At 70.5% G+C, this 26,247-nt stretch carries 23 protein-coding genes; 12 read left to right on the top strand and 11 right to left on the bottom strand.

What is annotated here, in order from left to right; genetic code table 11:
* The first annotated feature begins 275 nt into the window (after positions 1-275).
* From ABZ016_RS09665 to ABZ016_RS09645, 5 genes are all read left to right on the top strand, one after another.
* Entirely contained in the window at positions 276-5,006 is a 4,731-nt protein-coding gene (locus ABZ016_RS09665; protein WP_356916013.1) for a DUF6531 domain-containing protein, read from the top strand.
* Positions 5,003-5,404 carry a hypothetical protein gene (locus ABZ016_RS09660; RefSeq protein ID WP_356916012.1) on the top strand — a complete coding sequence of 134 codons (402 nt, stop codon included), beginning with the start codon at positions 5,003-5,005 and terminating at the stop codon, positions 5,402-5,404. Before ABZ016_RS09665 ends, ABZ016_RS09660 begins: the two co-directional genes overlap by 4 nt.
* A gap of 98 nt (positions 5,405-5,502) precedes the next feature.
* Positions 5,503-5,934 carry a hypothetical protein gene (locus ABZ016_RS09655; RefSeq protein ID WP_356916011.1) on the top strand — a complete coding sequence of 144 codons (432 nt, stop codon included), beginning with the start codon at positions 5,503-5,505 and terminating at the stop codon, positions 5,932-5,934.
* A gap of 229 nt (positions 5,935-6,163) precedes the next feature.
* Complete coding sequence (locus ABZ016_RS09650; protein WP_356916010.1) at positions 6,164-6,385, top strand: hypothetical protein; 222 nt, start codon at positions 6,164-6,166, stop codon at positions 6,383-6,385.
* Between the two features lie 187 nt (positions 6,386-6,572).
* On the top strand, positions 6,573-7,340 hold the full coding sequence (locus tag ABZ016_RS09645; protein ID WP_356916009.1) for a DUF6531 domain-containing protein: 768 nt from the start codon (positions 6,573-6,575) through the stop codon (positions 7,338-7,340).
* A gap of 75 nt (positions 7,341-7,415) precedes the next feature.
* Here ABZ016_RS09645 and ABZ016_RS09640 read toward each other — a convergent pair whose 3' ends face one another.
* The gene (locus tag ABZ016_RS09640) at positions 7,416-7,613 is read right to left on the bottom strand and encodes a DUF397 domain-containing protein (RefSeq protein ID WP_356916008.1); all 198 of its coding nucleotides are present in this window, start codon (positions 7,611-7,613) and stop codon (positions 7,416-7,418) included.
* The gene (locus ABZ016_RS09635; protein ID WP_356916007.1) at positions 7,573-8,421 is read right to left on the bottom strand and encodes a helix-turn-helix transcriptional regulator; all 849 of its coding nucleotides are present in this window, start codon (positions 8,419-8,421) and stop codon (positions 7,573-7,575) included. Before ABZ016_RS09635 ends, ABZ016_RS09640 begins: the two co-directional genes overlap by 41 nt.
* Positions 8,422-8,507: 86 nt before the next feature.
* Between ABZ016_RS09635 and ABZ016_RS09630 the strand changes: the two genes are divergently transcribed.
* Complete coding sequence (locus tag ABZ016_RS09630) at positions 8,508-8,963, top strand: ATP-binding protein (protein WP_356916006.1); 456 nt, start codon at positions 8,508-8,510, stop codon at positions 8,961-8,963.
* Here the strand turns inward: ABZ016_RS09630 and ABZ016_RS09625 are convergent.
* From ABZ016_RS09625 to ABZ016_RS09600, 6 genes are all read right to left on the bottom strand, one after another.
* Positions 8,955-9,170 carry a hypothetical protein gene (locus ABZ016_RS09625; protein ID WP_356916005.1) on the bottom strand — a complete coding sequence of 72 codons (216 nt, stop codon included), beginning with the start codon at positions 9,168-9,170 and terminating at the stop codon, positions 8,955-8,957. The two genes, ABZ016_RS09630 and ABZ016_RS09625, sit on opposite strands and share 9 nt — an antisense overlap.
* A complete protein-coding gene (locus tag ABZ016_RS09620) occupies positions 9,149-9,637 on the bottom strand; it encodes a hypothetical protein (RefSeq protein ID WP_356916004.1) in 489 nt (162 codons plus the stop codon). Before ABZ016_RS09620 ends, ABZ016_RS09625 begins: the two co-directional genes overlap by 22 nt.
* Before the next feature lie 97 nt (positions 9,638-9,734).
* The gene (locus ABZ016_RS09615) at positions 9,735-11,132 is read right to left on the bottom strand and encodes an extracellular solute-binding protein (RefSeq protein WP_356916003.1); all 1,398 of its coding nucleotides are present in this window, start codon (positions 11,130-11,132) and stop codon (positions 9,735-9,737) included.
* Complete coding sequence (locus ABZ016_RS09610; RefSeq protein WP_356916002.1) at positions 11,129-13,660, bottom strand: substrate-binding domain-containing protein; 2,532 nt, start codon at positions 13,658-13,660, stop codon at positions 11,129-11,131. Before ABZ016_RS09610 ends, ABZ016_RS09615 begins: the two co-directional genes overlap by 4 nt.
* 3 nt (positions 13,661-13,663) lie before the next feature.
* Entirely contained in the window at positions 13,664-13,999 is a 336-nt protein-coding gene (locus ABZ016_RS09605; RefSeq protein ID WP_356916001.1) for a hypothetical protein, read from the bottom strand.
* Between the two features lie 125 nt (positions 14,000-14,124).
* Positions 14,125-15,186, bottom strand: coding sequence for a hypothetical protein (locus ABZ016_RS09600; protein WP_356916000.1), 1,062 nt, complete (start codon positions 15,184-15,186; stop codon positions 14,125-14,127).
* 173 nt (positions 15,187-15,359) lie between these two features.
* Here ABZ016_RS09600 and ABZ016_RS09595 point away from each other — a divergent pair, with 173 nt between their 5' ends.
* Together ABZ016_RS09595 and ABZ016_RS09590 are read left to right on the top strand one after the other, a co-directional pair.
* Positions 15,360-15,815: a hypothetical protein gene (locus ABZ016_RS09595; RefSeq protein WP_356915999.1), complete on the top strand. Its 456-nt coding sequence runs from the start codon at positions 15,360-15,362 to the stop codon at positions 15,813-15,815.
* A 102-nt stretch (positions 15,816-15,917) separates the two neighbouring features.
* Positions 15,918-16,886, top strand: a complete 969-nt coding sequence (locus ABZ016_RS09590) for a hypothetical protein (RefSeq protein WP_356915998.1) — start codon at positions 15,918-15,920, stop codon at positions 16,884-16,886.
* On the opposite strand, the gene ABZ016_RS09585 is transcribed toward ABZ016_RS09590, so the two are convergent.
* Complete coding sequence (locus tag ABZ016_RS09585; RefSeq protein ID WP_356915997.1) at positions 16,783-18,129, bottom strand: PLP-dependent aminotransferase family protein; 1,347 nt, start codon at positions 18,127-18,129, stop codon at positions 16,783-16,785. The two genes, ABZ016_RS09590 and ABZ016_RS09585, sit on opposite strands and share 104 nt — an antisense overlap.
* An 86-nt stretch (positions 18,130-18,215) precedes the next feature.
* On the opposite strand from ABZ016_RS09585, the gene ABZ016_RS09580 reads away from it, so the two are divergent.
* Together ABZ016_RS09580 and ABZ016_RS09575 are read left to right on the top strand one after the other, a co-directional pair.
* Positions 18,216-19,043 carry an alpha/beta hydrolase gene (locus ABZ016_RS09580; protein WP_356915996.1) on the top strand — a complete coding sequence of 276 codons (828 nt, stop codon included), beginning with the start codon at positions 18,216-18,218 and terminating at the stop codon, positions 19,041-19,043.
* A 60-nt stretch (positions 19,044-19,103) separates the two neighbouring features.
* Positions 19,104-20,105 carry an endonuclease/exonuclease/phosphatase family protein gene (locus ABZ016_RS09575; protein ID WP_356915995.1) on the top strand — a complete coding sequence of 334 codons (1,002 nt, stop codon included), beginning with the start codon at positions 19,104-19,106 and terminating at the stop codon, positions 20,103-20,105.
* A 58-nt stretch (positions 20,106-20,163) separates the two neighbouring features.
* Here the strand turns inward: ABZ016_RS09575 and snpA are convergent, their stop codons facing one another.
* The gene (snpA, locus tag ABZ016_RS09570) at positions 20,164-20,823 is read right to left on the bottom strand and encodes a snapalysin (RefSeq protein ID WP_356915994.1); all 660 of its coding nucleotides are present in this window, start codon (positions 20,821-20,823) and stop codon (positions 20,164-20,166) included.
* Between the two features lie 171 nt (positions 20,824-20,994).
* Here snpA and ABZ016_RS09565 point away from each other — a divergent pair, with 171 nt between their 5' ends.
* The gene (locus ABZ016_RS09565) at positions 20,995-22,014 is read left to right on the top strand and encodes a LysR family transcriptional regulator (RefSeq protein ID WP_356915993.1); all 1,020 of its coding nucleotides are present in this window, start codon (positions 20,995-20,997) and stop codon (positions 22,012-22,014) included.
* Between the two features lie 20 nt (positions 22,015-22,034).
* Here the strand turns inward: ABZ016_RS09565 and ABZ016_RS09560 are convergent, their stop codons facing one another.
* Positions 22,035-24,104: a PhoX family protein gene (locus tag ABZ016_RS09560; RefSeq protein WP_356915992.1), complete on the bottom strand. Its 2,070-nt coding sequence runs from the start codon at positions 24,102-24,104 to the stop codon at positions 22,035-22,037.
* 280 nt (positions 24,105-24,384) lie between these two features.
* On the opposite strand from ABZ016_RS09560, the gene ABZ016_RS09555 reads away from it, so the two are divergent.
* Positions 24,385-26,214, top strand: a complete 1,830-nt coding sequence (locus ABZ016_RS09555) for a VWA domain-containing protein (protein WP_356915991.1) — start codon at positions 24,385-24,387, stop codon at positions 26,212-26,214.
* The last annotated feature ends 33 nt before the right edge of the window (positions 26,215-26,247 follow it).

The following is a 26,247-nucleotide window of genomic DNA, read 5'->3' as shown; positions in this document are numbered from 1 at the left end:
AAAACGTCGAAGCCGTTGAAGCCTGAGCGTCCTATGACGCTTGACGAACGGCGTGCCCAGGTCGAGGAATTGCAGGAGCCGAAGACACCCGGGACGAGCATCAGTCTCCCGGGAAAGCGGACTCTGGAGAGTGACGCCGCCGCGCCCGATGCCAAGGGCGTCAAGCCGGAGCGAGGCCCTGCTGCTGCGGCAGCACTGGGACCTCCGACGAACCTGCGGGTTGCCCCTCATCCTTGGTTCGGTTTCGACGTGGAGACGTCAAGTACGACACCCCTGTGGGTACCGAGTCGATCTACAGGGCCTTGTACCGAGCCTCGGACAACAAGCTGATCAAGCAGTGGTGCGACTCGGACCCGGATGGCTCGAGTGACTCTTCCGGGAAGACGTTCAACTGGGGTGTCTCCGACCCGACGATCCTGACCCAGGGCGTCGAGTACTACATGAAGATCGCCGTTTCCGCCGACCGGGGAACGCATGCTGACCCACTGGGCAAGGGCTGCGCCAAGGATTGGAGCGCCGAGGCGAAGGGGCCGAACATCGCGGCTGAGGGGCGGCCGGTGACCGTTCCCGTCACAGAGACATACGGATGCGGTTGCCTGGACACCACAGGCCGGCCGATCTTCCAGGGCTACATCGGCGACCCTGTCAACACGGCGACCGGCGCCCAGACGGAAGCCAAGGTGGACGCCCAACTGCCCGCGCCTGGCGTGCCATTCGCACTGCGGCGGACGTACTCCTCCAACAACACGACATCGGGGATCCTGGGCAAGGGCTGGTCCTCCGCCTTTGACATGCGCCTTCAGGTGTCGGAAACCAAGGTGGTCTACACGGCCGACAGCGGGGCCAGCATCACCTTCACCAAGAACGCCACCTCTGGCGCCTACACGGCCTCGTCTCTCGGTGTCACGGCGACCCTGACCGGTTCGGCCACCGACGGGTTCACGCTGACCAGCGGCACACGAGAGAAGCTCACGTTCAGCGGCACGGGCCGGCTCACCGGCTGGCGGGACGCCGCCGGTGTGGGTCTGACCTTCGCGTACTCGGGTACGGACCTCGCGTCGGTGACGGATGCCGCAGGCCGTGTGGTCAAGCTGACGGTCGACCCGACCAGTCACCTGCTGGAAGCAGTCGACCTTCCCGGCGGTCAGAGCGTCGACTACGGCTACACCGACGGGCTGCTCACCTCCGTGAAGGGAACCGACGGCGGGACCGTCACCTACGACTACGACGATCAGGATCAGCTCACCAGCGTCACCGACGCGGCAGGTCGCACGGCGATGCAGGTCCAGTACGACAGCAGCGGCCGCGTCAAGGAGCACACCGACGCCGACGGCAAGAAGGCCACCTTCTCCCGGGCCACGCTGGAGACCGACTACCAGGACGCGGCCGGCGGCATCTGGACCGACCTGTACCACGGCAGCGTGCTGCGCAACCGCATCGACCCGCTCGGTAACGTCACGTCGTACCAGTACGACGCGAAGCTGCGCTTGACGGCCGTCACGGACCCGGCGGGCCGGCGCACCACCATGACGTACGACTCCTCCGGCGGCCTGCTGAGCCGCACCAGTGGAGGCGTGACCCAGTCGTGGACGTACGACTCCGCCCGTAACGTCGCGACCCACACGGACGGGCGCGGCGCCAAGACGACCTACGGTTACGACACGGCTCGGCGGCTGACCTCCATCGACGGCCCGGCGGGCAAGACCTCCTTCACGTACAACACGCTGGGGCAGGTGGCCACGACCACCTCTCCCCGAGGCAAGGTCACCTCGCTCGACTATGACGACAAGGGCAACCTGACGTCGCGCACATCGCCGTCCGGAGCGAAGACCACCTACACCTACGACGCGGCAGGACGCGTGCTCACCAGCACCGATCCGCGCGGCAACGCCTCCGGTGCGGACCCGGCCAAGTACACCACCACTTACGCCTACGACGCTGCCGGGCGGCTGGCGAAAACCACGGACCCCGCCGGTAACGCCACCACCTACGACTACGACGCGAACGGCAACCAGACCAAGGTGACCGACGCGGCGGGCGATGTCACCGCCTTCGCTTACGACAAGTTCAACCGCGTCACCTCGGTGACCGCTCCGGACGGTTCCGTCGAGACCACCACCTACCACGCGAACGGCAACGTCGCCTCCGCGACCGACGCGGCGGGCGGAAAGACGACGTACGGCTACGACAAGGCAGGCCGCCTTGCCTCCGTCTCCCCGCCCAACGGCAACGCCGCCGGGGCGGACCGCGTCAAGTACATGACCACGTACGCCTACGACAAGGCCGGCAACCTCACCAAGACCGTCGCCCCGACGGGCGCCGTGACCACCACCACCTACGACGCCCTCAACCGGCCGACCAAGGTCACCGACCCGCTGGGACGCGCCACGACCACGGCCTATGACGCCAACGGCAACGTCACCCAGGTCACCGACCCGCTGGGCAAGGTCACCAAGTACACCTACACGGCCGCCGACCTGCTCGCGTCGGTGACCGACCCGCTGGGCAAGGTCACCACCTACGGGTACGACGCCGCCGGCAACCGCACCTCCGTCACCACGCCGCTCGGCAACAAGACGACCTACGCCTACGACAATGACGACCGCGAAGTGCGGATGGTCAGCGCCCGAGGCAACGTCTCCGGCGCCACCCCGGCGAAGTACACCTGGACCACCGGCTACGACCCCGCCGGCCGACCTGTCAGCCTGACCGACCCGCTCGGCAACGTCGCCAAGCGGACTTATGACGCCCTCGGCAACGTCACCTCCCTCACCGACCCGGCACAGCGCACCACCGACTACGGCTACGACGCCCTCGGCCACCTGACCTCGGTGACCGCTCCCGACGGTGGCAAGACGACCTACGCCTACGACAAGGCCGGCAACCGCGTCCAGCGCACCGACCCCACGGGACACGTCACCACCTACGGCTACGACCCAGCCCAGCGGCTGAACTCGGTCACCGACCCGCTCGACCGCAAGACGTCCTACGCCTACGACGCCGACGGCAACCTCACCAAGAAGACCACGCCCCGGGGCACCACCACCCAGACCTGGGACGTCCGCGGCCTGCTGGCCAAGGTGGACTACTCCGACTCCACGCCGGACGTCACCTACCAGTACGACGCCGCCGGGCAGATGACCCTGCGCGACAACGGCGTCGTCTCCGAGGACTTCGTCTACGACAACGCCGGACGCCTCACCAAGACCCGGGGCTTCGCCTACACCTACGACGATTCGGGCCGGATGCTGACCCGCAAGTACGCCGACGGCAACACCATCACCTACACCTATGACGCCGACGGCCGCACCGCCAGCATGGCCGCCGACTCCAAGACCACCAGCTACGCCTACGACGCGGAGGCGAACCTCACCCGCAGCACACTGCCCAACACCCTCACCGAGGACTGGACCTACGACGCCGCCGCGCGACTGACGTCCGTCACCTCCACGAAGGCCTCAGAGGTGGTCACCAAGACCGCACTCTCCCTCTCCCCGGCCGGGCAGCCCACCCGCATCGACACCACCCGAGCCGGAGTGGGCGAAGGCGGCTTCGACCTGACCTATGACAAGGCCGGGCGGATCACCTCCGGCTGCGCCCCGCAGCCGCCGGTCAGCGGCTGCGCCGACTCCCGCAGCACCAGCTACACCTACGACAAGGCGGGCAACCGCCTCACCTCGACGCGCGGCACGGCGACCACCAGCTACACCTACGACGCCGCCCACCAGCTCACCTCGAAGACCACGGGCTCCACCACCACCAGCTACGACTACGACGGCGAAGGCAACCAGACCAAGGCCGGGGCCGAGACCTACACCTACGACCTGGCCGGACAGATCTCCGCGGCCACCGTCGACAGCACCGCCTACACGTACGAGCACGACGCCGAAGGCAACCTGGTCACCACCAGCAAGGCCGGCGCCGTCACCAAGCGCCTCCAGTGGGACCCCAACGCCCCGCTGCCCATCCTCGCCACCGAGCTCGACGGCGCCGGGAAGCTCCAGCAGTCCTACCGCTACGACCCGCTCGGCCAGCCCACCGCCACCGAGACCGCCACCGGCGCCGTCTTCACCTACACCCACGACGCCCTGGGCTCACCCCTCGACGTCACCGACAGCACCGGCAAGGTCTACCAGCGCTGGTCCTACGACGCCTTCGGCAGCCGGGTCCTGGACAGCCAGACCACCGGCGCCCCGGCATCCAGGCCCGGCTACACCGGCGCCTACGTCGACACCACGACGGGCTACCTCGACCTGCGCGCCCGCCAGTACGACCCGGCCACCGGCCGCTTCACCCGCCCCGACCCCTACACCCCCGACCCGGACACGCCTTACACGCAGCCCTACGCCTACGTGGAGAACATGCCGACCAGCCGCGTCGACCCGAGCGGCCTGTGCAGCGTCACCACCCAGCTGAAGGACCTGTTCTCGGGCAACTGGGGCTGGAACACCGAGTGCGACAAGGAGGACCGCGAGACCGCAACCCTGCCGCCCGCGTCCCAGTCGGCCAAGAACCTCTCCGACAAGGTCACCAACAAAGCCATCGAGGTCACCGGCCAGACCAGCCTCGGCCTCCTCGACGGCCTCTCCCTCGGCGGCTTCAGCTACCTCACCGGAGCCGAAGTCGTCTGCCCGCCGGCGTACAACGTTGGCCTGTACGGCAGCATGGTGCCCTTTCCCATCCAAGGCGGCGGCAAGCGTCTGGCCGCCGAGGGAGCGGAGGTTGCCGGACGCGGCCTGTGGACTCTCACTGCCCAAGGTGCCTCGAAGATCATGAAGGGCGGGCCGTTCAAGACCACGTTCTACAAGAGCGCCTCGGACGAAACGTGGTGGACCGTTGACGTCACCGGCCACGGGCAGTCGGCCTTCAAGGTGTACAAGGAGACCAAGAAGGGACTGGAGTGGATTTTTGACGCGGACCGTTACGGTGATCGCATGCTCAACAAATGGAAGGGCGAGACCGGCCGATTCATCCCCTGGAGCCAGCTGAGGGGGGTAGGAAAATGATTGAGTCAGCGGAAGAGTTCATCAGACTCCGCTTCAGCGACGACCCGGAAGAATACCGTAGGGCAAGCGCGGAGTCAGCGTCCCTCGAAGTGTGGACAGAAGTTGTTGAGCAATATCCAGAAGCCCGTTTCTGGGTTGCGCACAACAAGACGGTCCCCTTGGAGATCCTCCGGGTGCTCGCAACCGACCCTGATCCTAGGGTGAGGTACGTAGTGGCCACGAAACGTAAGTTGACTCCGGAGATTCTGACGGACTTGGCAACAGACCCTGACGAATCCGTCAGATTGACTGTCGCCAATCACAAGCGCGTTCCGAGGTCCGTACTTGAACAGCTCCAATCGGACGACTGGAGCAAAGTCCGGGACGTGGCGCGTGATCGGCTTGAAGGCGGCCACTGACCCCCTGCAGGGCAGCGCTGAAGGGATGATGGCACCGTCCTCGTGGTCCAGCACCAGGAGGACGGTGCCATATATGCGCGCTGCGAATCGTCACCGGCTTGATCGTCGGCTACACCTGGGGCTGGAACACCGAGTGCGACAAGGAGGACCGCGAGACCGCAACCCTGCCGCCCGCGTCCCAGTCGGCCAAGAACCTCTCCGACAAGGTCACCAACAAAGCCATCGAGGTCACCGGCCAGACCAGCCTCGGCATCTTCGACGGCCTCAGCCTCGGCGGCTTCAGCTACCTCACCGGAGCCGAAGTCGTCTGCCCGCCGGCGTACAACGTCGGCCTGTACGGCAGCATGGTGCCCTTCCCGGTTAGTGGCGGTGGGAAGTGGACGGCTGCTCGCCTGGTGCTCGACGGCATCAAGAGGGGCCTGGCCGCGAGAGAGATCTACGCCATCAACGCCCGCTTTGGCGGGGGAGTCCTGCTGCACGGTTCTCCAGAGAGCACGGCCATTAATGCTAGTCGCTACCATGGCTTTTAGGAGAAGGCAGCCGTTTACATCCGTGACATTGCCGGCTCTCACATGTTTGACAATGGCAACAAGCGCACCGCGCAAGCGGTGGTCGAGGAACTGCTGGATCGGAACGTGATCATTCCGGGGCCGTCATCGGGTGAGATCCGCAGAGTCATCAGCAGCGTCGCCACGGGCGGGCTGTCCACTGTGGAAGAGATTGCGAGGGCTCTCCGTGGATTCTGACCGAGAAGCCGAGATGCGGGTGCTCGACGTGCTCGCTGCCCTGGGGCGCCGTGGTCTCGTGGCCATAGTGAAGATCGATGGTGAGCGCCAGGAGCCTGATGCTCGGAGATGGACGTTCGTGGTGACCGGTGGCGCATTGACTGCCGCGCCGATCCGCGTTGACGCCGTGTCTCCCGCAGAGTGTATGGAGGACGCCCTCCGGATTCTGCGGGAGCGAGGCATAGAGCTCAGCTGACGGCCCCAGCTGATCGGATCTCTCGATTCCGGTGAGTGAGCCATCGTGCAAAAGATGAGGTGCTTCCCAGGCCAGGTCGGCCTGGGAAGCACCTCGCGTTGTACCGAGGCGCCGGTCGCTGGAAGGGAGAACCCAGTGCCCACTCTATCAATTCAGCCAGATTGTGATTTCAGATGCGATTCGCATCGTGGCGGCGATAAAGTTTGGCACCAACTCGGTGGAAACGGAGAGAATCATGGCGTTAGGCATACGTCCCAAGGCGTTCATCGCTGTCGGTGGGGCGCTGGTGACACTCGGCGGCGTTGCCGTGCAGACAGCCACGGCAGAGCCGCGCAGTCAGCAACAGCAAGCCGTACGCCAGGCGGCGGACGATGTGCGGGCGGTGGACGTCGAGGTCCCCAGTCAGGGCTTTCCCTTCAGTCTGACCCGCTTCTACCATTGGGCTCCGGAAGCCCCGTCGGGCCTGCTGGGCAAGGGCTGGAGGCTCACTCTCGAGTCCAGACTCGTCCTGGCCTCGAACACTGTGACCCTTGATGACGCCGACGGCACAGACGTCGTCTTCACGCGACAGGCCGACGGCTCGTACACCACACCGCAGGGTGCGCCCTACACCCTGAAAGCAGTTACGGGCGCGGGGTACTCCCTCACCGCACAGGACGGCACCTCCCGCACGTTCAACACGACTGGACGCCTTGCCGGCATGGTGAACGCGGCGGGCAAGGGCCTGCGGCTCACCTACACCTCAACCGGACGCATAGCCTCAGTGACCGACGCCGAGGGTCGCACGGCCACCTTCGCCACCGACAGCACGGGACGCCTGATTTACGTCACCCTCGCCGACGGTAAGCGCGTCACGTACGTCTACACCAGCCAGAGCTACCTGTCGGCAGTGGCGGAAGTCGACGGCAGCAAGCGGACGTACACCTACGACGCACAGGGCCGGCTCATCACCTGACCCGCGTCTACCCCGACCCCACGTCGGGCGGCAACGTCAACACGACTACGTACGGCGCGTGTAAGTACTTGGTCTTCACGCGCTGACGTAGCCGACGAAGGCGACGTAAGCCTCCGGAGAGAGGGTGAGTATCCCGGCCTCGGGGTTTTTAGAGTCGCGCACGCCGACTCCAGGAGTCCCGAGGTGGGCGACCTCTACGCATTCGCCGCCGCTGCTCCCACTGTACGACGACTTACGCCACTGAGCACGCGCCAGGTCCAGGCTGCTTCCCATAGCGTTCCTCCATCACCCGGGCGATCAGAGCCGCCGACTCCCTCTCGGACAGGGCATCGGCCTGGAGGCGAGCGTAACCGACCGAACGTTCCCTGATGACCTGAGGATTGGCCGTCATGTGGCCCTGGTCGTAGCTCTCGCTGTAGTGGATGTCCGGATCGTCATCGAACCGCAGGAGGGTGAAGGAGCCCATCATCGCGGAGTGCTGGCCGGCTGAGAACGGCAGGATCTGGAGGTGCGTCCACGGTTTCCCGACGAGGTCCAACAAGTGGGCGAGTTGGTTTCGCATGATGTCGCGACTGCCGACCTCCCGGTAGAGCGCCGACTCGTCCAGCACCGTCCACAGCACCGGCGGCTGCTCGCGCTCCAGGACGCGCTGCCGTTCCATCCGGGCCGCCACCATCTCGTCGAGCTTCTCCTTCTGCTCAACACCCAGTACGGCCCGGGCATAGTCCGCCGTCTGGAGAAGCCCGTACACCAGCTGGCACTGGTACGTGGAGACGTAGGAGGCGTTGCCCTCCATCTCCGCATACGCCTGAAACCACGTAGGGAGTTGGCTCCGCAGAACCAGCCCCACCAACCGCGCGAAACAACCGTCCGTCATCAGCGCCGCATCCGCCCGCTCCGCGAACTCCCTGGTCGGGACCTTGTGCGCCGTCTCGATCTGGCCCACCAGCGAGCCCGTGCAGAAGATGCAGTCCCCGAGTTCCTTCTGGGACAGCCCCGCACTCTCCCGGAACCGGCGGAGCTCCGAGCCGAAGTAGTCCAACGGCGAGGCGGTGGGGTCGAGTCGGCGGATGTTGGGCATAGCGCGGTCACCCCCGGGTCAGAACGCAGCTCGGCGTTCATTTCGATCTGTAGCCGAGAGTAACCGCACGACTCCAAGCTGGAGGCATGAATCACGCAACCCACCAGCCGTGGCCAGGACTTGGCACCAGGTACGGCACTGACTTCACCCTGGGTGCCCACTCCGCCCGGCATCTGCGCCGGATCCTGCGGACGTATCTCCAGGCCTGGGAAATGCCCGAGCTGTGCGAGCCTGCCACGCTCGCTCTCACCGAACTCGTCGCCAACGTCGTACGGCACACGCCCGACCGGCGCGCCGCGGTGCTGATGATGCGGCGGCCGGACGGGCGCGGGATGCGCGTGGAGGTCACGGACAGGTGCCCGCGACCTCCGCAGTCCACAGCTGTGGACGACCTCGCCGAGGGTGGGCGCGGCCTGGTGATCGTTGACGCCGTCACCGCCCGGTGGGGGTGGACCCCACTCGCAGCCCGGCTCGGAAAGACAGTCTGGTTCGAGTGCGATGCGGTGCCGAAAAGAAGCGACTCAAGAATTCAGTCAGCGTGAATTCCCACGGGCGCGAACATAACGCCAGCCGAAATAGAGAACGCCCAGCGCCCCCACGGCCGCGCCGACGCCGCACAGCGCCGTCGCCCATGTCGCCATGTCCTGCGTGATCCACAGCAGGCTCACCACGACCAGCGCCACGGAGAACAGCAGGCGTTCTCCGTAGCCCGGTCCGCGGCGGCCGGTCAGTCCCTGTTGGCCGTGCACTTGTACGTCACGCCCTTCATCTTGATGTCGCGCCAGCCCACCTTCACCGTCGGGCTGTCGACGGGGGCGACGTCGGTGCCGCCGCCACCGCCGCTCTCCTTCTTCCGGCAGTAGTAGCCCAGCGCGTCGAGCTTCTTGAGGTCGCTCATGGCCTGGTACTTCTTGTAGGAATTGATCATGGCCGCGCGCTTCTCGGCCGGCGTGGCCTCCTTCGCCTTGGTGTAGGCGTAGCACCCGATGCTGGCGCCGATGCCGACCCACGAGGCGCCCTTGGCCAGGGCCTTGCTGAGGCCCGCCGCGCCACTGCCGATCCCCAGGACCGCGCAGATCTCGTCCGCTCCGGCACGCACCTCCGGCTGGGCCGGAGCCGCCTGTGCCGCCTGCGCCCCGACGCCGCACAGGGCGCCGGTCATGGCGAGAGTGAGGGCAGCAGAAATTCCCTTGCTTCGTACGTTCACGAAGTCCATCCCCGTTTTTCGAATTGCATGGTCAGTGCGAAATTGAGGCTACCCACGGCACCATTCGTACGCAATGGAGAACCTGTGAACATCACGAGGAGGGAATTCAACCTGGCAAAACCCTGCTCAACGCCTGGTCAAGGCTTTTCGCGACCTCCGCGTCGCCCGGCCCGTCGGGTGGCCCGTACAAGGAGTCCAGTTCGGTGATGAGGGTGTGGGTCACCGCGCCGTACCGGGGGGTGCGGGGCCGGTGCACGGCCTCGCGGAGGGCCGGGAGCAGGATGTCGCGGGAGTAGCTGGTGCCGTCGGGGAACCGGTCGGGCGGCGTACGGAGCGTGTTCTCGCCGGTGGGGGACGCCGAGGGCGTCTCCGCGTACGCGGGGGCGTGCCGGCAGGCGGGGGCGGACCCGGACTCCTGGTAGGCGGAGGTACGGGTCGCGGCGAACCCGGCGCGCAGCAGGCAGCGTTCGCTGTCCGGGTCGGTGAGGAACGCGATCAGTTCGGCCGCCTTCGCGGCCCGCTGCCCGGACGTGGACGAGGTGACGGCCAGGTTCTGCCCGCCGAGCACCGCCTTGCCGGGCAGCCGGGTCACACCGAGCTTGCCCTTGAAGGTCTCGTACAGGGCCGGGTAGACGTACGGCCAGTGCCGCAGGAAGGAGGTGCGGCCCTCGGCGAACGCGCTGAGCGACTCGGCCTCCCGGGACTCGTAGGCCTCCTCGAGGGTGTACGGCTTCGCCGTGCGCTCGCGCAGTTCCGTCACACCGGCCGTCAACTGTTCCCGCGTCGCGACGTATGCGCCGTCGTCGTCGGTCAGCCGGAAGTCCGGTACGGCGGAGGCGAACGCCTCGATCGCGTTGACCGTGCGGCCCTCGTACGCGGCGAGCTGAGTGGTCCAGCCCGCCTCGTAGCCGTCCCCAAGTTTGGCGCCGTGGACGGCGCCGAGAAGTTCCCTCAGCTCGTCCCAGCTCAGCCCGTCGCCGAGGTCGGTCCGCGACGCGCTCGCCTTCACCAGGTGGTCCTTGCGGTAGTACAGCAGGCCCGCGTCGCTGTTGAACGGGACCGCGTACCGCTCGCCGTCCCAGTACGAGGTGCTGTCCACCGACGGGATGAGGTCCCCGGGCGAGGTGACGGCCGTGTCGGTCAGCGGGCGGATCAGGCCGGCGTCGGCGAACTCCGGGATCCAGGTCACGTCCAGGTTCACCACGTCGTAGTCGGCGCTGCCGGACTGCAGCGCGCCGAGCAGCTGGCTGCGCTGCTGGTCGGCCGAGCCGGGCAGTTCCACCAGGCGGGCCCGGTAGCCGTGTTCGCCCTCCCGCTCGTTCCAGGCGTCGATGAGCTGTTGCCGTATGCCGTTCTTGCCGGTGACGTCCTGGCCGCTGGCCACCACGATCCGGGACGAGGTGTCGGCGCCCGGCTGCTCTTGCTGTGCCTCGCCGCCGGTGCAGGCGGCGAGGGCCAGCAGGGACAGCAGCGCGAGGACGAGAGTCGGCAGTCGGCGGGTCATCGTTCCTCCCCCGTTCCGGTACGGGCCACCTCGTCGCGCAGGTCGGGCACGAGGTCGTCCCCGGCGTCGAGGCAACGGCCCCGGCCGGCCTCGGCGATCAGCGTGCCGGGGCGGTCACGGTCGCAGGCCCCGCTCTTCAGGGTGACCATGGCGACGGGCACGCCCGCGATCCGGGCCCGGTCGGCCACCTGCCGGCGGCGGTCCCCGCTCATGCGGCCGTCGTCCTCGCCGTCGGTCAGGTACACGATCAGCTGGGGCCGTTCGTCGTCGGCGCCGCGCTCCCGCATGAAGTCCAGGGCGTCGAGCAGGGCGGCGGGCGGATCGGCCTCCGCGTCCCGGACCTTCGCGGTGTCGAGGGCGCGCTCGGCGTCCTCGCGGGCGTGGGTGCCGAAGCCGAGCAGCTCGGTGTGCGAGCCGTCGCCCTTGAGGCCGTGCACCGCCCACACCCCGTACTCGTCCTCCCCGCCGAGCCCGGTCAGGGTCTGCTTCAGGATGCCGGGGCCGCCGCTGGAGCCGTCCCACAGGCGGGTCATCGAGCCGGAGCTGTCGAGGAGGAACAGGACCCGGCCGGGCCCGTGCGCGTTGCCGTACCGCTCCAGTGCCGAGTCCATCTCCGACGGGTCGGCGGGGTCCGTCGCGGCGACCGGCCCGGTCATCCCCCAGCGGGCCGACTCGGGGTCGAGCAGAGCGCGTTGACCGGTCGCGGACCGGAACCCCTGCTCGCCGAGGACCGCCCGGCCGTCCTCGCCGGTCAGCCAGTCACGGAACCTGTCCACTTCCTCGTCCCGCGCCTCCTCGTCCCGGTCGCCGTCCTCCCAGCGCACCCGGACGAACGTCGGCTCCAGCCCGGGCACGTCGTCGGGGTAGGCGGCGGTGCGCTCGGCGCGTGTGAGGGGATGGCAGCCGACGCCGCTCCTGAGCAGGAACTCCGGGACCAGGGCGGCGCTGCGGTCGTCCACGGCGTCGACGTCGGGCAGTGAGCACAGCAGCCTGACCGCCGAGGAGTCGGGCCGGACGGGCCGGGTGACGACCCGCTCGGCGGTCCGCGCGTCGGCCCCGCCGCCGTACAGGCCCACCGTCGCGAGCAGCCCCGCGCCGGAGAACTCCGGGTCGGGGCGGCGCACTTCAGCCCGGCCGTCAGCGCTCTCCAGGGCGTCGACGAGTTCCGACAGCGACCGTCCCGCACGCTCGCCGCCGTCGGCGAGCCCGGGCGGGACGGCCAGCACGACCGGCGAGTAGGCCAGCGGCTCGGGGTCCGTCTCCAGCCGGGCGAACACCCGGTCGTGGTCCGCCTGCAGGGCGGTGGCCCGGCGGGCGTCGGCGCGGGTGGCGGGGATCCACACGTCCGGCTGCGGGCCGATGTCCCGCTGCGGGTTGTCGTCCTCGCGCGGCCGCTGCCAGGGGTCGGTCCGGCCGCCCAGCGCGGTCACCACGCCGGCCGCGCCCGCGCTGTAGACGGTGACGCCACTGCGCCGGCAGCCGTCCCCGGTGGTGTTGGTGCCGGAGGCGAGGTAGGCGTCCGCGGCGGCCCGCATGGCCGGTTCCAGGTCCGGGTCGGTGAGGACCCGCAGCTCCACCGGGCGGCAGGGGCCGGGGTCCCCGGTCCACACCGCGAACCCGTATCCGGCGGCACCGATGGCGAGGAACGACAGCAGAAGTGCCAGGACGGTCCGGCCGAACAGGCCCCCGACGGAGGCCCGGGCGCCGTCGAGCAGGCGCCGGAGCCGGGACGGCCGGCCGCCGGGCGGCGGGGGCGGCGGCACCGGTTCCGCCGGCCCCGCCCCCAGCAGCACGTCCGCGTCCGGATCCCACGGGGGCGCGAGCGCCTGGGGCCGCTGCGGGTCGTCGTCCTCCGCCTTGTACTTCGCGGCGGCCATCCGCTGCTTCACCGCGGTGTACAGATCGGAGAGCGACACCTCCCCGCCCTGATCGAGGACGCGCGCCAGCTCACGGGTGAACGGCGTCGCCTCGTCGGCGTCCCCGCCCAGGATGCAGCGGTTGGGCTGCACGCTCATCAGCAGCAGGATCTTGTGCTTCTTCCGCTTCGGGTCGTCGAAGCGGTGCCAGATCCCCGCGGCGTTGCCCGCGTAGCAGCAGTCGAGGATCACCACCACCTGCTCGGCGCGGCTGTCGGCCAGCTCGCCCAGCACCTGGGTGAAACTCACCGAACCGGGCAGCCCGTTCCCGGTGAGGACCCTCGCCGTGCGCATCTGGAGGTGCAGCTCGTTGCCGGACGTGGAGGTGACGGCGTGTCCGGCGAAGTAGAGCAGCAGCAGCCCTCTGGCCTCCCGGCAGGCGCGGCGCAGCGCCCCCGTGAACTGGTCCGGGGTGGGCGACGGCAGGGCCCGCACCTCGCCCTCGCCGAAGACACCGCCCCGGAGCAGCGCGTCCTCGAGCAGCGTCCGGTTGTGCCGCACGGCGGGGAGCTGGCAGGCCACGCCCTGGGGATCCGGTGCCGTGTGGTCGTACTCGGACACACCGACCAGCAGCGCCCGGTTCACCTTGCCGCGCGGGTCGAAGCGGCCCACGGCCTACTCCCCGTCGGGTTCCAGCGGGCGGATCTGTGGCTCGGGATCGCCGCCCTGCAGCCTGCGGCGGTTGTTGGTCCAGGTCTTCACCGCGCGTGCGGTGTAATCGGTCAGCGTCGCGATCGTGACGATGTCACCGATCACTTTCAGCACGAGTTCGAGGTCGGGCCCCATCCGGCCCGGGGCGGCGTCCGTGCTGGTCCGCTCCTCGATGCTCAGGTCCCCTGAGGAGCGCAGTCTCTCCAGCGGCTCCTCCCGCTCCAGCCACGTCTTGAGAGCTCTGACATCGTCCACGGTCGCGCCGGCGCCCAGCCGGACGCGTACGCCTAAGACAGCCACTTGGTCCCCCTCTGTCATATCCGACATCATGACACCGGGCCGGCCCTCGGCGGCAGACCTCTGACACGACCGGCGCAAGCGATTGCACGCCCCCGTCACGACAGGCGCACACGGCGCACGCGGGCTCAGCCCTGGGTCTGCAACTGCCGCAACTGCCGCTGCACATGGTCCAGCGCCCCCTCGCGCCGCCCGGGCACGCGTCCCCGCAACTCGGCGAGCGCGGCGCCCAGATCGCGGGCCCGGACGGTGTCGCGGACCTGGCCCCACTGGTGGTGGGCCCGGTCCACGGCGGCCTCGACGGCGGGCGAGTCCGGCGCCTGCCCGGCGTTCAGCCGCACGGTGGCCACCGTCAGCCAGGTGTGGCAGCTGCGGGCCGCGTCCCCGGCGAACATCGCCAGGTCCGCCCGGACCTCGGCCCAGTGCAGGGCCTCCTCCGAGGCGGGCCCGTGCGCGGCGACGGCCGCCTGCTCGTTCCGGGCGGCGAGCGCGTCGGCGTCGGAGTGGCGGCCGGACTGGACGGCGGCGGTGATGGCGGCGTGCGGGTCACCGGCCGACGGGCCCGGAGTGCTGATGACGATGTCCGCGCCCGCGTTCTCCGCCGCGATCCGGGTCAGCGCCTGCTGGTGCAGCTGCTCCGCCGGCGGCCGGATCCCGCTGCGCAGGATCGTCGCCACGGCCTTCATGTAGGCGGGCGCACCGACCGCGCGTCTGGACGGCGGGGGCGCGATGCGGCCGTGCACGGCGTTGCCGCGGCCCGAGTCCAGCGGTGCGCTCCGCAGCAGCTCCCAGGTCTCGGCGTCCGCGTGCAGGTCGAGCAGGAGGGTCGTCGCCCCGGCCGGCCTGAGCCGCAGCTCGTCCCGGAACCAGTGCCAGGGGAACGCCGTGTAGCGGGCGGTGGACGCGGTGGTGCGGGCCAGCGCGAGGTGCGGCAGGCGCTGGCGGCGGTCGAGGACGAGCTGGCCCGTGACGAACACGGTCAGCGGGCCCGGGGCCGCGGCGGCGGCGCGCAGCCGGGTGAGGACGGCCTGCGGCTCCAGCGGGTCGGCGAGTTCGACGACGTTCGCGGTGTCCGTACCGGACAGCACGGAGGGCGGGACGGCGGCCAGGACGGGCAGCACGGAGGCGGCGTCCACCAGACGCCCCTTGCCCACCGGCGAGGCCGCCAGCAGCAGCACGGTTCCGGGCATCTCGTCCCTCCCCCTGTCGATCACGTACGGCAGCACCGTAACCGCTGCGGCTGCAAAGGGGGGTCCCAGGACCGTAAACGTCCGCCTTAGGGGGATTCGCCCGCCGACTTGCCACCGCCTGCCCGACGGTGGTGCTCTGGTAGGCAGGGGCAGGGAGAGAGAGGAGAACTCTCATGGCTCACGCGGCACCCGCCTCACCCAACGTGACCGGGCAGCTCACGCAGCGTCGTACACGCGACGTCTTCAGCGCGCGGACCCATACGATGATGAGGGCCACGGTCACGGTCGCCCTCGGACTCCTCTACGGCTACTGGGCCGCGGCCGTACGGCGCGACGCCGGGCCCATCACGGGCTGGAACGTGCTGTTCGGCTTCGTCACGGCGTTCGTGTTCGCCGTCCTGTACGCCGCCGTGTGGCAACTCGGCAAGCGGCAGGGACTGGTACGCGAACTGCACGCGGCGCTCTGGTTCGTCTTCACGGGCTGCGCGGTCGGCTTCCTCGTCAGCCAGGCCAACGCGACGGTGCTGTGGTCCGCCACGTCGGGCGTGGTGGTCGGGGCGGGCGTCTTCGTGACGATGTTCTACCGCTACTACACGCACGAGGACGCGGCGGGCCACCGCATCGGCTGATCCGGGCCTGACGGGTACGCGGGCGCCCGTTCGGCTCGACTTGTGGGGCCGAATGCAGTCACACCGGTCGCGTACCGGGCCGGGGCGGCCTTGCCTGGAGGGGTGACCGAGCGCGACCCGGCGCCAGTGTCCGAGCAGGCGCCCCCACGACTGCGGAACGCCCTGTCGGCCGTTCTGCTGACCCTCGCGTGTCTGCTCCTGCCCTTCGGGGCGCTCGCGTCCTGGGCGGCGCACGGGCTGACCGACACCGGCCGCTACGTCCGTACGATGGCTCCGCTCGCCGCCGACCCGGACGTGCAGCAGGCGGTCGCGGACGCCGTCGGGGACGGCATCATGCGGGCGGCCGGGCACGAGCTCGACACCGGTCCCCTGCGCGGCGCGGCCGGGCCGTTCGTCCATGACGCGGTGCGGTCGTTCACCCGGACCGAGGCGTTCCGCGCGGCCTGGGACGCGGCGAACCAGGCCCTGCACGCCGCCGTGCTGCGCGCGCTGCGCGAGGACGACGCGCGCCCGGCCGCGGTCACCGTCGACCTCGCCCCGGTGGTCGCCCGGGTCAAACGCCAACTCACCGACGAGAACGTGTCGTTCGCCCACCGCATCCCGGTCACCCACACCCGGGTCCCGGTACTCCCGGCGGGGAACGTGGACCGGCTGCGCGAGGGGTATCACGTGCTGGACACCGCCGCCTTCTGGCTGCCGCTCGCCGCCGCCGTCCTCGCCGTCACCGGGATCACCGTCGCCGCGTGCCGGCGCCGCGCGGTCACCGCCCTCGGCCTCGGCACGGCCCTGGGCGGCGGCCTGCTCGTCCTCGCCCTCGCGATCGGCCGCCGCCTCACCCTCGCCGACCTGCCCGACGCCCTCCACCGCCCGGCCGCGGGCGCGGTCTACGACGCCCTGACCGCCACCCTGCGCACGGTGTCCTGGCTCCTTCTGGCCCTCGGCCTGGCGGTGGTGCTCGGCTCCTGGCTCACGGGCCGGTACGGTCCCCGGCGCGCCGCGCGGCGACGTGCGCGAGCGTCCGCAGCGCCCGCCGCAGATCACGCTCCGGAGCCGAGGCGAGCCCGAGCCTGACGGCGTCGGGCGTGTGGCCCGGGGCGACGGCGAAGGCGGGGCCGGGGGTGACGGCGATGCCGTGCGCGGCGGCGGCCGCCGTGAAGGTGTCCGCGCGCCACGGGGCGGGCAGCTCCCACCAGGCGAAGTAGGCGCGCGGGTCGGACCGTACGGCGAAGCCGGCGAGTTCCTCGGCGAGGATCCGCTGCCTGCGCGTCGCGTCCGCGCGCTTGGCCTCCGTCAGCCGCGCCACGGTCCCCTCCCCGATCCACCGCACGGCCGCCTCCAGCGCGAACCGCCCCGCACTCCACCCGCCCGAGCGCACGGCACCGGCGACGGCACCGACCCGGTGCGGCGGCACCACGAGGAACCCGACGGTCAGCCCCGGGGCGACCCGCTTGGAGAGACCGTCGACGACGTGGGTGAGGGCAGGGGCGTGGACGGCGAAAGGGTCACCGGGGGTGTGCAGGAAGGACCAGATGCGGTCCTCCACGACCGGCAGGTTCAGGTCGTGGACCAGCTGGGCGAGTTGCAGCAGACGCGGCCCGCTCGTCGTCAGGGACGTCGGGTTGTGCAGCGTCGGCTGGACGTAGAGGGCGGACAGGGGGGCCGTCCGGTGCGCGGCCGCGACGGCCTCCGGGAGCAGCCCGGCCGTGTCACCGGCCAGCGGCACCAGGGTGATGCCCAGCCGCACCGCGATCTCCTTGACCAGCGGATACGTCAGCTGCTCCACACCGACCCGGCCCCCCGGCCGGACCAGGGAGGCCAGGACCGCGGCGATGGCCTGGCGGGCGTTGCCGGTGAACACCAGCCGGGCCGGGTCCGGCCGCCAGCCGGGCGTGGCGAGCAGGGCGGCCGCGGCCTCCCGGGCGGTCTCGGTGCCGGTGGCGGCGGCCGGCAGCAGGGCCTCGGCCAGCACGTCGGGGCGGAGCAGGGGGGCGAGGACGGGCGCGAGGAGCTCGGCCTGGCCCGGTGCGCTGGGGTAGTTGAGCTCCAGGTTGACGGGAGCGTCGGCCGGGCCGGGCTCGGCCAGGGCCTGCCCTGCCGGTCCCGCCGGGGCGGCCCGTACGAAGGTGCCGCGTCCGACCTCGCCGACGACCAGCCCGCGCCGTACGAGTTCGCCGTACACCCGCCCGGCCGTCGACGGGGCGATCCCGCGCCGCCGTGCGAACGCCCGCTGCGGCGGGAGCCGTTGGCCGGGTCTGAGCCGCCCGGTGGCGATGTCGTCGGCGAGCCGGTCCGCGATACGCCGGTAGTCCCCCATCAGGCTCCCCTCGTCGGCCCTCCCGGATTGCACCGAGAGCAAAGATCTTATTGCACCGAGTAGTTGGGGCGGCTTAGGGTCCTCACATGGCACCCTTCCTCGCATACGAGGACAAAGGCCCCGTGACCGCCCGGCAGCCGCTTGTCCCCCTCGTCCCCTTGGTCCTCGTACACGGCCACCCCTTCGACCGTACGATGTGGGCCCCGCAGCTCGACACGTTCGCGACGGACCGCCGCGTCATCGCCCCGGACCTGCGCGGCTACGGCGCCTCCCCGACGACCCCGGCCCTCACGGACTTCTCCGGATTCGCCCGGGACATCGAGGCCCTGCTGGACGAACTGGAAGTGGAGTCCTGCGTCCTGGCGGGCCTGTCGATGGGCGGCCAGATCGTCATGGACTGCTACCGCCTGTTCCCGGGCCGTGTCCGCGGCCTGGTCCTCGCGGACACCTTCCCGGCGGCGGAGACCGAGGAGGGCGTCCGCACCCGCGACGCCATGGCGGACCGCCTCCTGCGGGAGGGCATACGCGGCTACGCCGACGAGGTCCTGGAGCGGATGGTCGCCCCGTACGCCCCCGCCCAGGTCAAGGACCACGTCCACCGCATGATGACGGCCACCGCACCCGAGGGCGCCGCCGCGGCCCTGCGCGCCCGCGCCCGGCGTCCCGACTACCGCGACCTGCTGACCCGCGTCTTCGTCCCGGCCCTGGTCGTCGTGGGAGCCGACGACGACTTCACCCCGGTCTCCGACGCCCGGGCCATGCACGCGGCCCTCCCGGACTCGACGCTGCACGTGATCGAGGGCGCGGCCCACATGCCGAACCTGGAACGCCCCGAGGTGTTCGACAAGGCACTGCGCGAGTTCCTGACCCGCGTCGACGAACGGCAACCTTCTCCCGCCCCACCTCGTCATTGAGGGAGATCCGCCTTTGGGGGAGGATTCGGGCATCTCACCTCGCGAACGGGAGGCCAGGGCTTGGACACCGCCACTGCCGAGTGGGCCGCCACCGACGACGGCCCGGAGCACCGCCGTCCCGGACGGCGCCTCGCCGCCCGGTGCGCCGGCCTGCTGTTCGCCGGGGTGAGCGTGGTCGTCGGCTTCCGGACCGCCGACAGCGACGGCATCACACCGATCCCGCAGCTCCTCGCCTTCCTGCCGTGGCTGCTCGCGCCCACCGCCCTGGCGCTGCTGCTCGCGCTGCTGTCCCGCTGGTGGCTCGGGACGCTCTGGGCAGTGGTCCTGCTCGGTCTGCTCGCGTGGTTCACCGACCCGTACGGCAAGGTCGGCGACCCGGCCGGCCGCCCGGTCGCCGACCTGCGCGTCCTCACCTCGAACGTCGAGTTCGGGCAGGGCACCGCATCCCTGGTCGCCGTCGTCGGCCGCGAGAGACCGGACGTGGTCTTCGTGGAGGAGTGCGACCACGCCTGCGACGCGCGGCTCACGTCGGGCCTCGCGCGGGACTATCCGCACCGCCGTGCCGTCGAGGGCGGCGGTTCCGAGGGCTCCGTCATCCTCAGCCGCTTCCCCCTCCGGCCCACGTCCGGCGTCCCCGGCACGATGGGCATGCCCGGGGCGGTCGCCGACGTGGACGGCCACCCCGTACGCCTCCAGCTGGCCCACCCCATGCCCCCGCTCCCCGGCCAGGTGGACCTCTGGAAGCGCGAGCTGGGCGCACTGCACCACGCGGCCACCACCGACCGCGACACCCCCCTCGTCCTGGCCGGCGACTTCAACGCCTCCCAGGACCACGCCGCCTTCCGCCGCATCCTCGACACCGGCCTGTACGACGCCTCCCGCCCGGGCGGTGCCGACCGCACCGCCACCTGGCCGGCCGCCACGGCTCCGACGTTCGGCGCGCAGATCGACCACGTCCTGGTGTCGCAGGACTTCGGCGCGAGCCGCACCCGCGTCCTGGACGTGGCCGGCACCGACCACCGCGCGGTCGTCACGGACCTCACGCTCCACGAGCGCCGCTGACACAGGAAGCGGCCGCCCTCCGGTGGAGGACGGCCGCACCGTGTTCGCGGTCCGGGCCCTATCGGCCGGACTTCTCCAGCGCCTTGTCCATCGCCGCCGCGAGGCCGTTGGCCCACAGCTGGTTCACCCGGGCCCGCTCGGTGGCGTTCGGGGTGGCGTTGGTGCAGGACGTGCCGGGGCCGCCACCGGACATCAGCTCACTGCACGGACCCGAGTAGTGGTCGGGCAGACCGAGGACGTGCCCGGTCTCGTGGGCGGTGACCCGCGTGGAGTTGTACTGCTGGTTCTGCCGGTAGTCCAGGAAGATGTAGCCGCTGCCGTGGCCGTCGGTGGAGGCGTACGAGCCGCGGGAGTCGTTGCCCTCCCGATAGCTGAAGTCGGCGGACGACGCGGAACCGGACTGGAGTCTGACGTTCGACACCGACCTGTTCCATATCTGGGCGCTGCGCGCTATCTGGGAGCTGAACGTGGGCGCGCGGGAGGCGTCGTAGACGACGGTGACGGCCGCGGTGGCACTCGGGTTCGCGGCACGCTTCTCGGCGACGGACTTCAGCACGGCCTGGAAGAAGGCCTTGCCGGCGTCGGAATCCGCGGACTTGGCGACGAACCCGGCATGCGGGGCCGCGGCCGGGGTAGCCGCAGCGGGAACCGCCGTACCGAAGCCGACCGTCGCAAGACCGAGGCCGAGAACCGCCAGGGCGGATGTGGACTTTCGCATCGGGACTCCTTGGTGGGGGTGAGTCGTCACCGGTGAGTCTCGATGCCTGTGCGGCGCCTGTGATGATGGCAATCAGGGATAGGACAGCGCTATTGGCTGCCCAATTCACCTGGTTTAGCGATGAATTATGTGGCTGGTTAACGCCGCGATTCCGCCTTAGCCTCACAGAGCATGGAGCTCGAGGTGAGGCACCTCCGCGCGCTGTGCGCCATAGCCGACACCGGCAGTCTGCACCGCGCCGCCCGGCAGCTGGGCGTCGCCCAGCCGTCGTTGAGCACCCAGCTGCGCCGCATCGAGGAGGCGCTGGGCGGACCGCTGTTCCTGCGCGCCCACACCGGCTGCCGCCCCACCCCGCTGGGCCGCCTGGTACTGAGTCACGCCCGCCCCCTGCTGACCGAGATGCACCTGCTCGTGACCGAGGCGAGGGCCGCGGCGGCCGACGGCACCGGCCTCCGTATCGGCTCCACCGCGAGCAAGGCCCTGGCGGGCTGGCTGCGCCGCCTGCGCGCCCACGGCCAGGACCCCACCCTCCACATGAACGTCTCCGCCAACGCCCTGCTCCGCATGGTCGCGGAAGGCCAGCTCGACGTCGCCTTCGTGCACGAGGTCGAGGGCTGCCCGCTCCGCATCCCCGCGGAACTCCCCTTACGCGTCCTGGTCGAACGCGAACCGCAGTTCGTCTCGCTGCCCGTCGACCATCCGGCGGCCGTAAAACCCGAGGTCGGCCTGGACGACCTGGCCGGCGACCGCTGGATGATCGACCCCACGGTCGACGGGGAGTGGGACGCCGTCCAGCGGATGTTCCGCGCGGCCGGAGTCAGCCCCCAGGTGCTGCACGGCGACTACCACACGGCCGACGCCCTGGTCGCGACCGGCGAGGTGGTCACCGTGTGCCAGCCGACCCGCACCCCCCGCCCCGACATGGCCGTACGCCGCCTGAAGGGCGACCCGCTCGGCGTACGGCTGCTCGTCGCGGCTCGTACGGAGACGGACCTGGACGGCGTCTACCCCGCCCTGGAGGAGGCGTACGGGGAGGTGGCGCGGCTGGCACCGGCGTACCGGGAATGGCTGGACCGGGAGCGGCTGGGCCGGGAATGGCCGGGCCGGGAATGGCCGGATCAAGGGCGGCTGAGTCAGGGTCGGCTGGAGCCCGACGGCCCGCACGGACCGCCGAGCCCAGCCCTGCCCTGATCAGCCACCGCTGAAGCCGGTCAGACGCCGATGTCGCCGCCGTCGGCACGCCACACGGCCACGACGGCCGGCCGGACGTACTTCCCGGGCCCGTCCGGCCAGGTGCTGGCCGGCTTCTCCACGGACGCGCCGTCGATCTCACCCGGGTGCTGCACGGCGACGAGGACACGCCGCTCCTGGATGATCGGACCGCAGGTCTCCGCGCCCGTCGGCACGGTCAGGAACTGCTTCAGCTCACCACGCCGCTCGCCCCGGGTCGCCACCCCGAACAGACCGTCGTGCGAGCCGAGCTGGGCGCCGTCGGTGGAGATCCACAGGTTGCCGTAGGGGTCGAAGGCGACGTTGTCCGGGCAGGAGATCTGGCTGACGGAGTCCTTCGGGAAGCCCGCGAAGTAGGTCGCGGGGTCCTCCGGGTCACCGGCGACCAGGAACAACGACCAGGCGAACCTGGTGCTCTCCGGCCGGTTCCAGCGCTCGGTGAGCTCCAGCACGTGACCGTGCTTGTTGGCATTGCGCGGGTTGGCCTCGTCCGCCTTGGCGTTGGAGCCGACCCCACGATTGGTGTTGTTCGTGAGGGCGACGTACACCTTGCCGGTCACCGGGTTGGGCTCGATGTCCTCGGGCCGGTCCATCTTGGTCGCCCCCATTTTGTCACCGGCGAGCCGCGTGAAGACGAACACCTCCTCGGCCGTCATCCCGTCCACGTGCGAGACGGCACCCTTCGCGGTGGCGGTGGCGAGCGGAATCCACTCCCCGCTCCCGTCGAACTCACCGTCACGGGGCAGCTTGCCCGTGCCGTCGATCTCGATCGCCGGGGAGTCACCCGTGACCTTGGCGACGTACAGCGTCCCCTCGTCGAGCAGGGACTGATTGTGCTCACGCACGGCACGCGACGTTCCGTGCTTCATCCGCTTGCTGCTGACGAACTTGTAGAAGTAGTCGAACCGCTCGTCGTCACCGGTGTACACGACGGGCCGCCCGTCGGCGGTCAGCCGGATGTTCGCGGCCTCGTGCTTGAACCGCCCGAGGGCGGTGTGCTTGCGCGGCGTCGAGTCGGGGTCGTACGGGTCGAACTCCACGACGTACCCGAACCGGTGCACCTCGTTCGGCTCCCGGGCGACGTCGAACCGCTTGTCGAACCTCTCCCACTTGCGCTCGGAGGCCCCGGTGCCGATCCCGTACCGCTTGTCGGTGGCACGGCTGCTGTTGGCGAAGTACTGGTTGAAGTTCTCCTCGCCGTGCAGGGTCGTGCCCCAGGGCGTCGTACCGCCCGAGCAGTTGTTGAGGGTGCCCAGCACCTTGGTCCCGCTCGGATCGGCGGAGGTCCTCACCAGGTCCGACCCGGCGACGGGGCCGGTGAGCCGGAACTCGGTGGTGGCGGTGACGCGGCGGTTGAGCTGATGCCGCGGAACGGCGGTGAGCCTTCCGCTCCTGCGGTCCTCCTCCACGACCACGGCGGACAGCCCGTGGGCGGCCCAGGCGACCTCGACCTGCTCACGGGTCGGGTTCGCGGGGTCGTACCCCCGGAACATCAGGATCTCGTCCGTGTACTCGTGATTGGCGACGAGCAGCTGCCTGCCACGCTCCCCCGGAAGCGGAAGAAGCGCGAGAAAGTCACAGTTGTACCCGAACTGCCCGGCCTGCGCCTTGGCGGTCTGCTTCTCCGGGTCGAAGGCGGGCGCCCCGCGCAGGATGGGCTCGCCCCAGCGGATCACGACGTTCTGCCCGTACCCCTCCGGCACGGTCACGGCATCGGCGGTGTTGGGCGCGACGGGCGCGAAGCGCAGCCCGCGAGCGCCCTTGTTCTTACGCCGGTCACCGCCCGCCGCCGGGGCGGCGGCGGCCCGCGGCGCCTGCCCGACACCCACGGCCCCCGCCCCCGCGGCGGCCACGGTCACCACGGCGGCGGCCCGCATCATCGACCGGCGGCCGATCGCACCGGCGATCACGTCGCCGACGTACTCGTTGGAGCTGGTGTTGGGCACCTCGTGGAAGCAGGCGTCACCACACCGGAAACGACAGGTCATGGCGGACCGGCCGCCGGGGTGCGAACCGGACGGCGTTCCGATCAACGGCAGCAGCTTGCGCACTTTGCTCTCTCCTTGGATGCCCTTGGTCTCTGCGTGACCGTAGGGGCACATGTGCGCGAGGGACGGGCGCCCTGGTGAACAACGGGTGAACCCGGGGCAGCCGTAAGGGTGTTGGGTCGATGGCGAGCGGCGACACGGGCCCGGACCGGATGACCCCCTTGACAGATCGGGCCCCGCACACCCGACCCTGCCCAAGATCGCCCAGGAGGGCCGCTAACCTTACGTGTCCGTCCTGGCCAGGGATTGACGGGCTTCAACTCACGCGAAGGGTTGCGCGCACATGGGCATTCTCACTCGGTTGCGGAACGCGTTCGGACGGTCCCGCAAGACACAAACCGCCGAGGCGGAGGGTGCGGCGCAGACCACGACGACGGAACCGGCCACCTCCGAGGACACACCGACAACACCCGAGCCGACCCCGAAGGTCCCGTCCCCCTCCCCGGAACCCACTCCGGCCCCCACGGCGAACGTCCCCGAACCCCGCGACGACGAACACGACCTCGTCTCGGCGGCCTTCGACAGGGTCGCAGTGCCGAGGCCGACGCGCTCTGCGGAGGGGGAGCCGGAGGAGGCTGCTGAGGCCGCGAAGCCTGCTGAGGCTGTGGAGAAGCAGGAGGCCTCGGAGAAGCCGGTGGCCGAGCCGGTCGCTGGGGAGCCGGTCGCAGAGACGCCGGTGACGGAGGTCGCGGAACCGGCCGCCGAGGAGAAGGCGACGGAGGAGCCGGTCGCTGAGAAGCCGACCGCGGCCGAAGCCCCGACGACCGAGGAGCCCTCGGCCTCGGAGGCCGCTCCGAAGAACGAGCCGGCACAAACCGAGCCCGCAACGAAGACGGAGCCCAAGGCCGAAGCCGAGGCCCCGGCGGAGACACCGGAAGCCGACGACAAGACGGAAGCAGCCCCCGAGCCGACCCCGGAACCGGCAGCCGAAGCGAAGCCGACGGCTGAGACGGAGCCGACGGCCGAGGCCAAGCCCGAGCCCGAAGCGGAGCCGACGGCCGAGGCCACGCACGAGCCCGAGCCCGAGCCCGAGCCCGAGCCCGAGCCCGAGCCCGAGACGAAGCCGACGGCCGAGGCGGAGCCGACGCCGGACGCGAAGCCCGCAGCCGACGCAGCCGACGCAGCCGCGGAAGCCAAGCCGGAGCCGAAGGCCAAGCCGGAGACGGAAGCCAAGCCGGAGACGGAAGCCAAGCCGAAGGCCAAGCCGGAGGCAAAGGCGCCGGAACCGGCAGCCGTGGCCGTAGCCGAGGTCGAGGCGGAGCCGACGACCGACGAGACCCCCGCCCCGGCATCCGTCCCCGCATCGGCGGCGGCAGCCGCAGCCGCAGCCGCCGACGGCGCCCAGGTCCCACAGGGGCCACCCGCACCCGACAACGAAAGCAGCACGGGTGGTGCGGGTGGGAACAACAACCCGGCCGAAGCCGAAGGCGAGGCCGAACAGGACGCCACCCCCGCCCTCCCCCTCACCACCCTGAAAACAGCGGCCCCCACCCTCACCACCGCCTACAAGGCCGCCACCACCACCCTCAAAAAGCACAACCTCACCGGCACCCGAGCCAAGGTCTACCTCGTCCTCGACCGCTCCGCCTCCATGCGCCCGTACTACAAGGACGGCTCCGCCCAGGCCCTCGCAGAGCAGACCCTCGCCCTCGCCGCCCACCTCGACCCCGAGGCCACCGTCCCGGTCGTCTTCTTCTCCACCGAACTCGACGGCACCGGCGAGATCACCCTCACCGACCACGAGAACAAGATCGACGAGCTGCACGCGAGCCTCGGCCGCATGGGCCGCACCAGCTACCACGCGGCAGTGGAAGCGGTCCTCGCCCACCACGACAAGTCGGCGAACCCCACCACCCCCGCCCTGGTGATCTTCCAGACCGACGGCGCCCCGGACGCGAAGACCCCCGCCACCCAGGCCCTCACCGACGCCGCCAAGACCCACCCCACCGTCTTCTTCTCCTTCGTCGCCTTCGGTGACCCGGAGAACAAGGCCTTCGACTACCTCCGCAAGCTCAAGACCCCCAACACGTCCCACTTCCTCGCCGGCGAAACCCCCCGCGAGCTCACGGACAAGGAGCTCTACGAGGGCGTACTGGCGAACTGGCGCCCCTAGTACCCCGGGGGGTGGACAGACCCCGGCCGTCCG

The organism is Streptomyces sp. NPDC006372, from assembly GCF_040612515.1.
GTDB lineage: Bacteria > Actinomycetota > Actinomycetes > Streptomycetales > Streptomycetaceae > Streptomyces.
The sequence above is the reverse complement of the archived record's forward strand: the minus strand, read 5'-3'. Positions and strand labels throughout refer to the sequence as shown.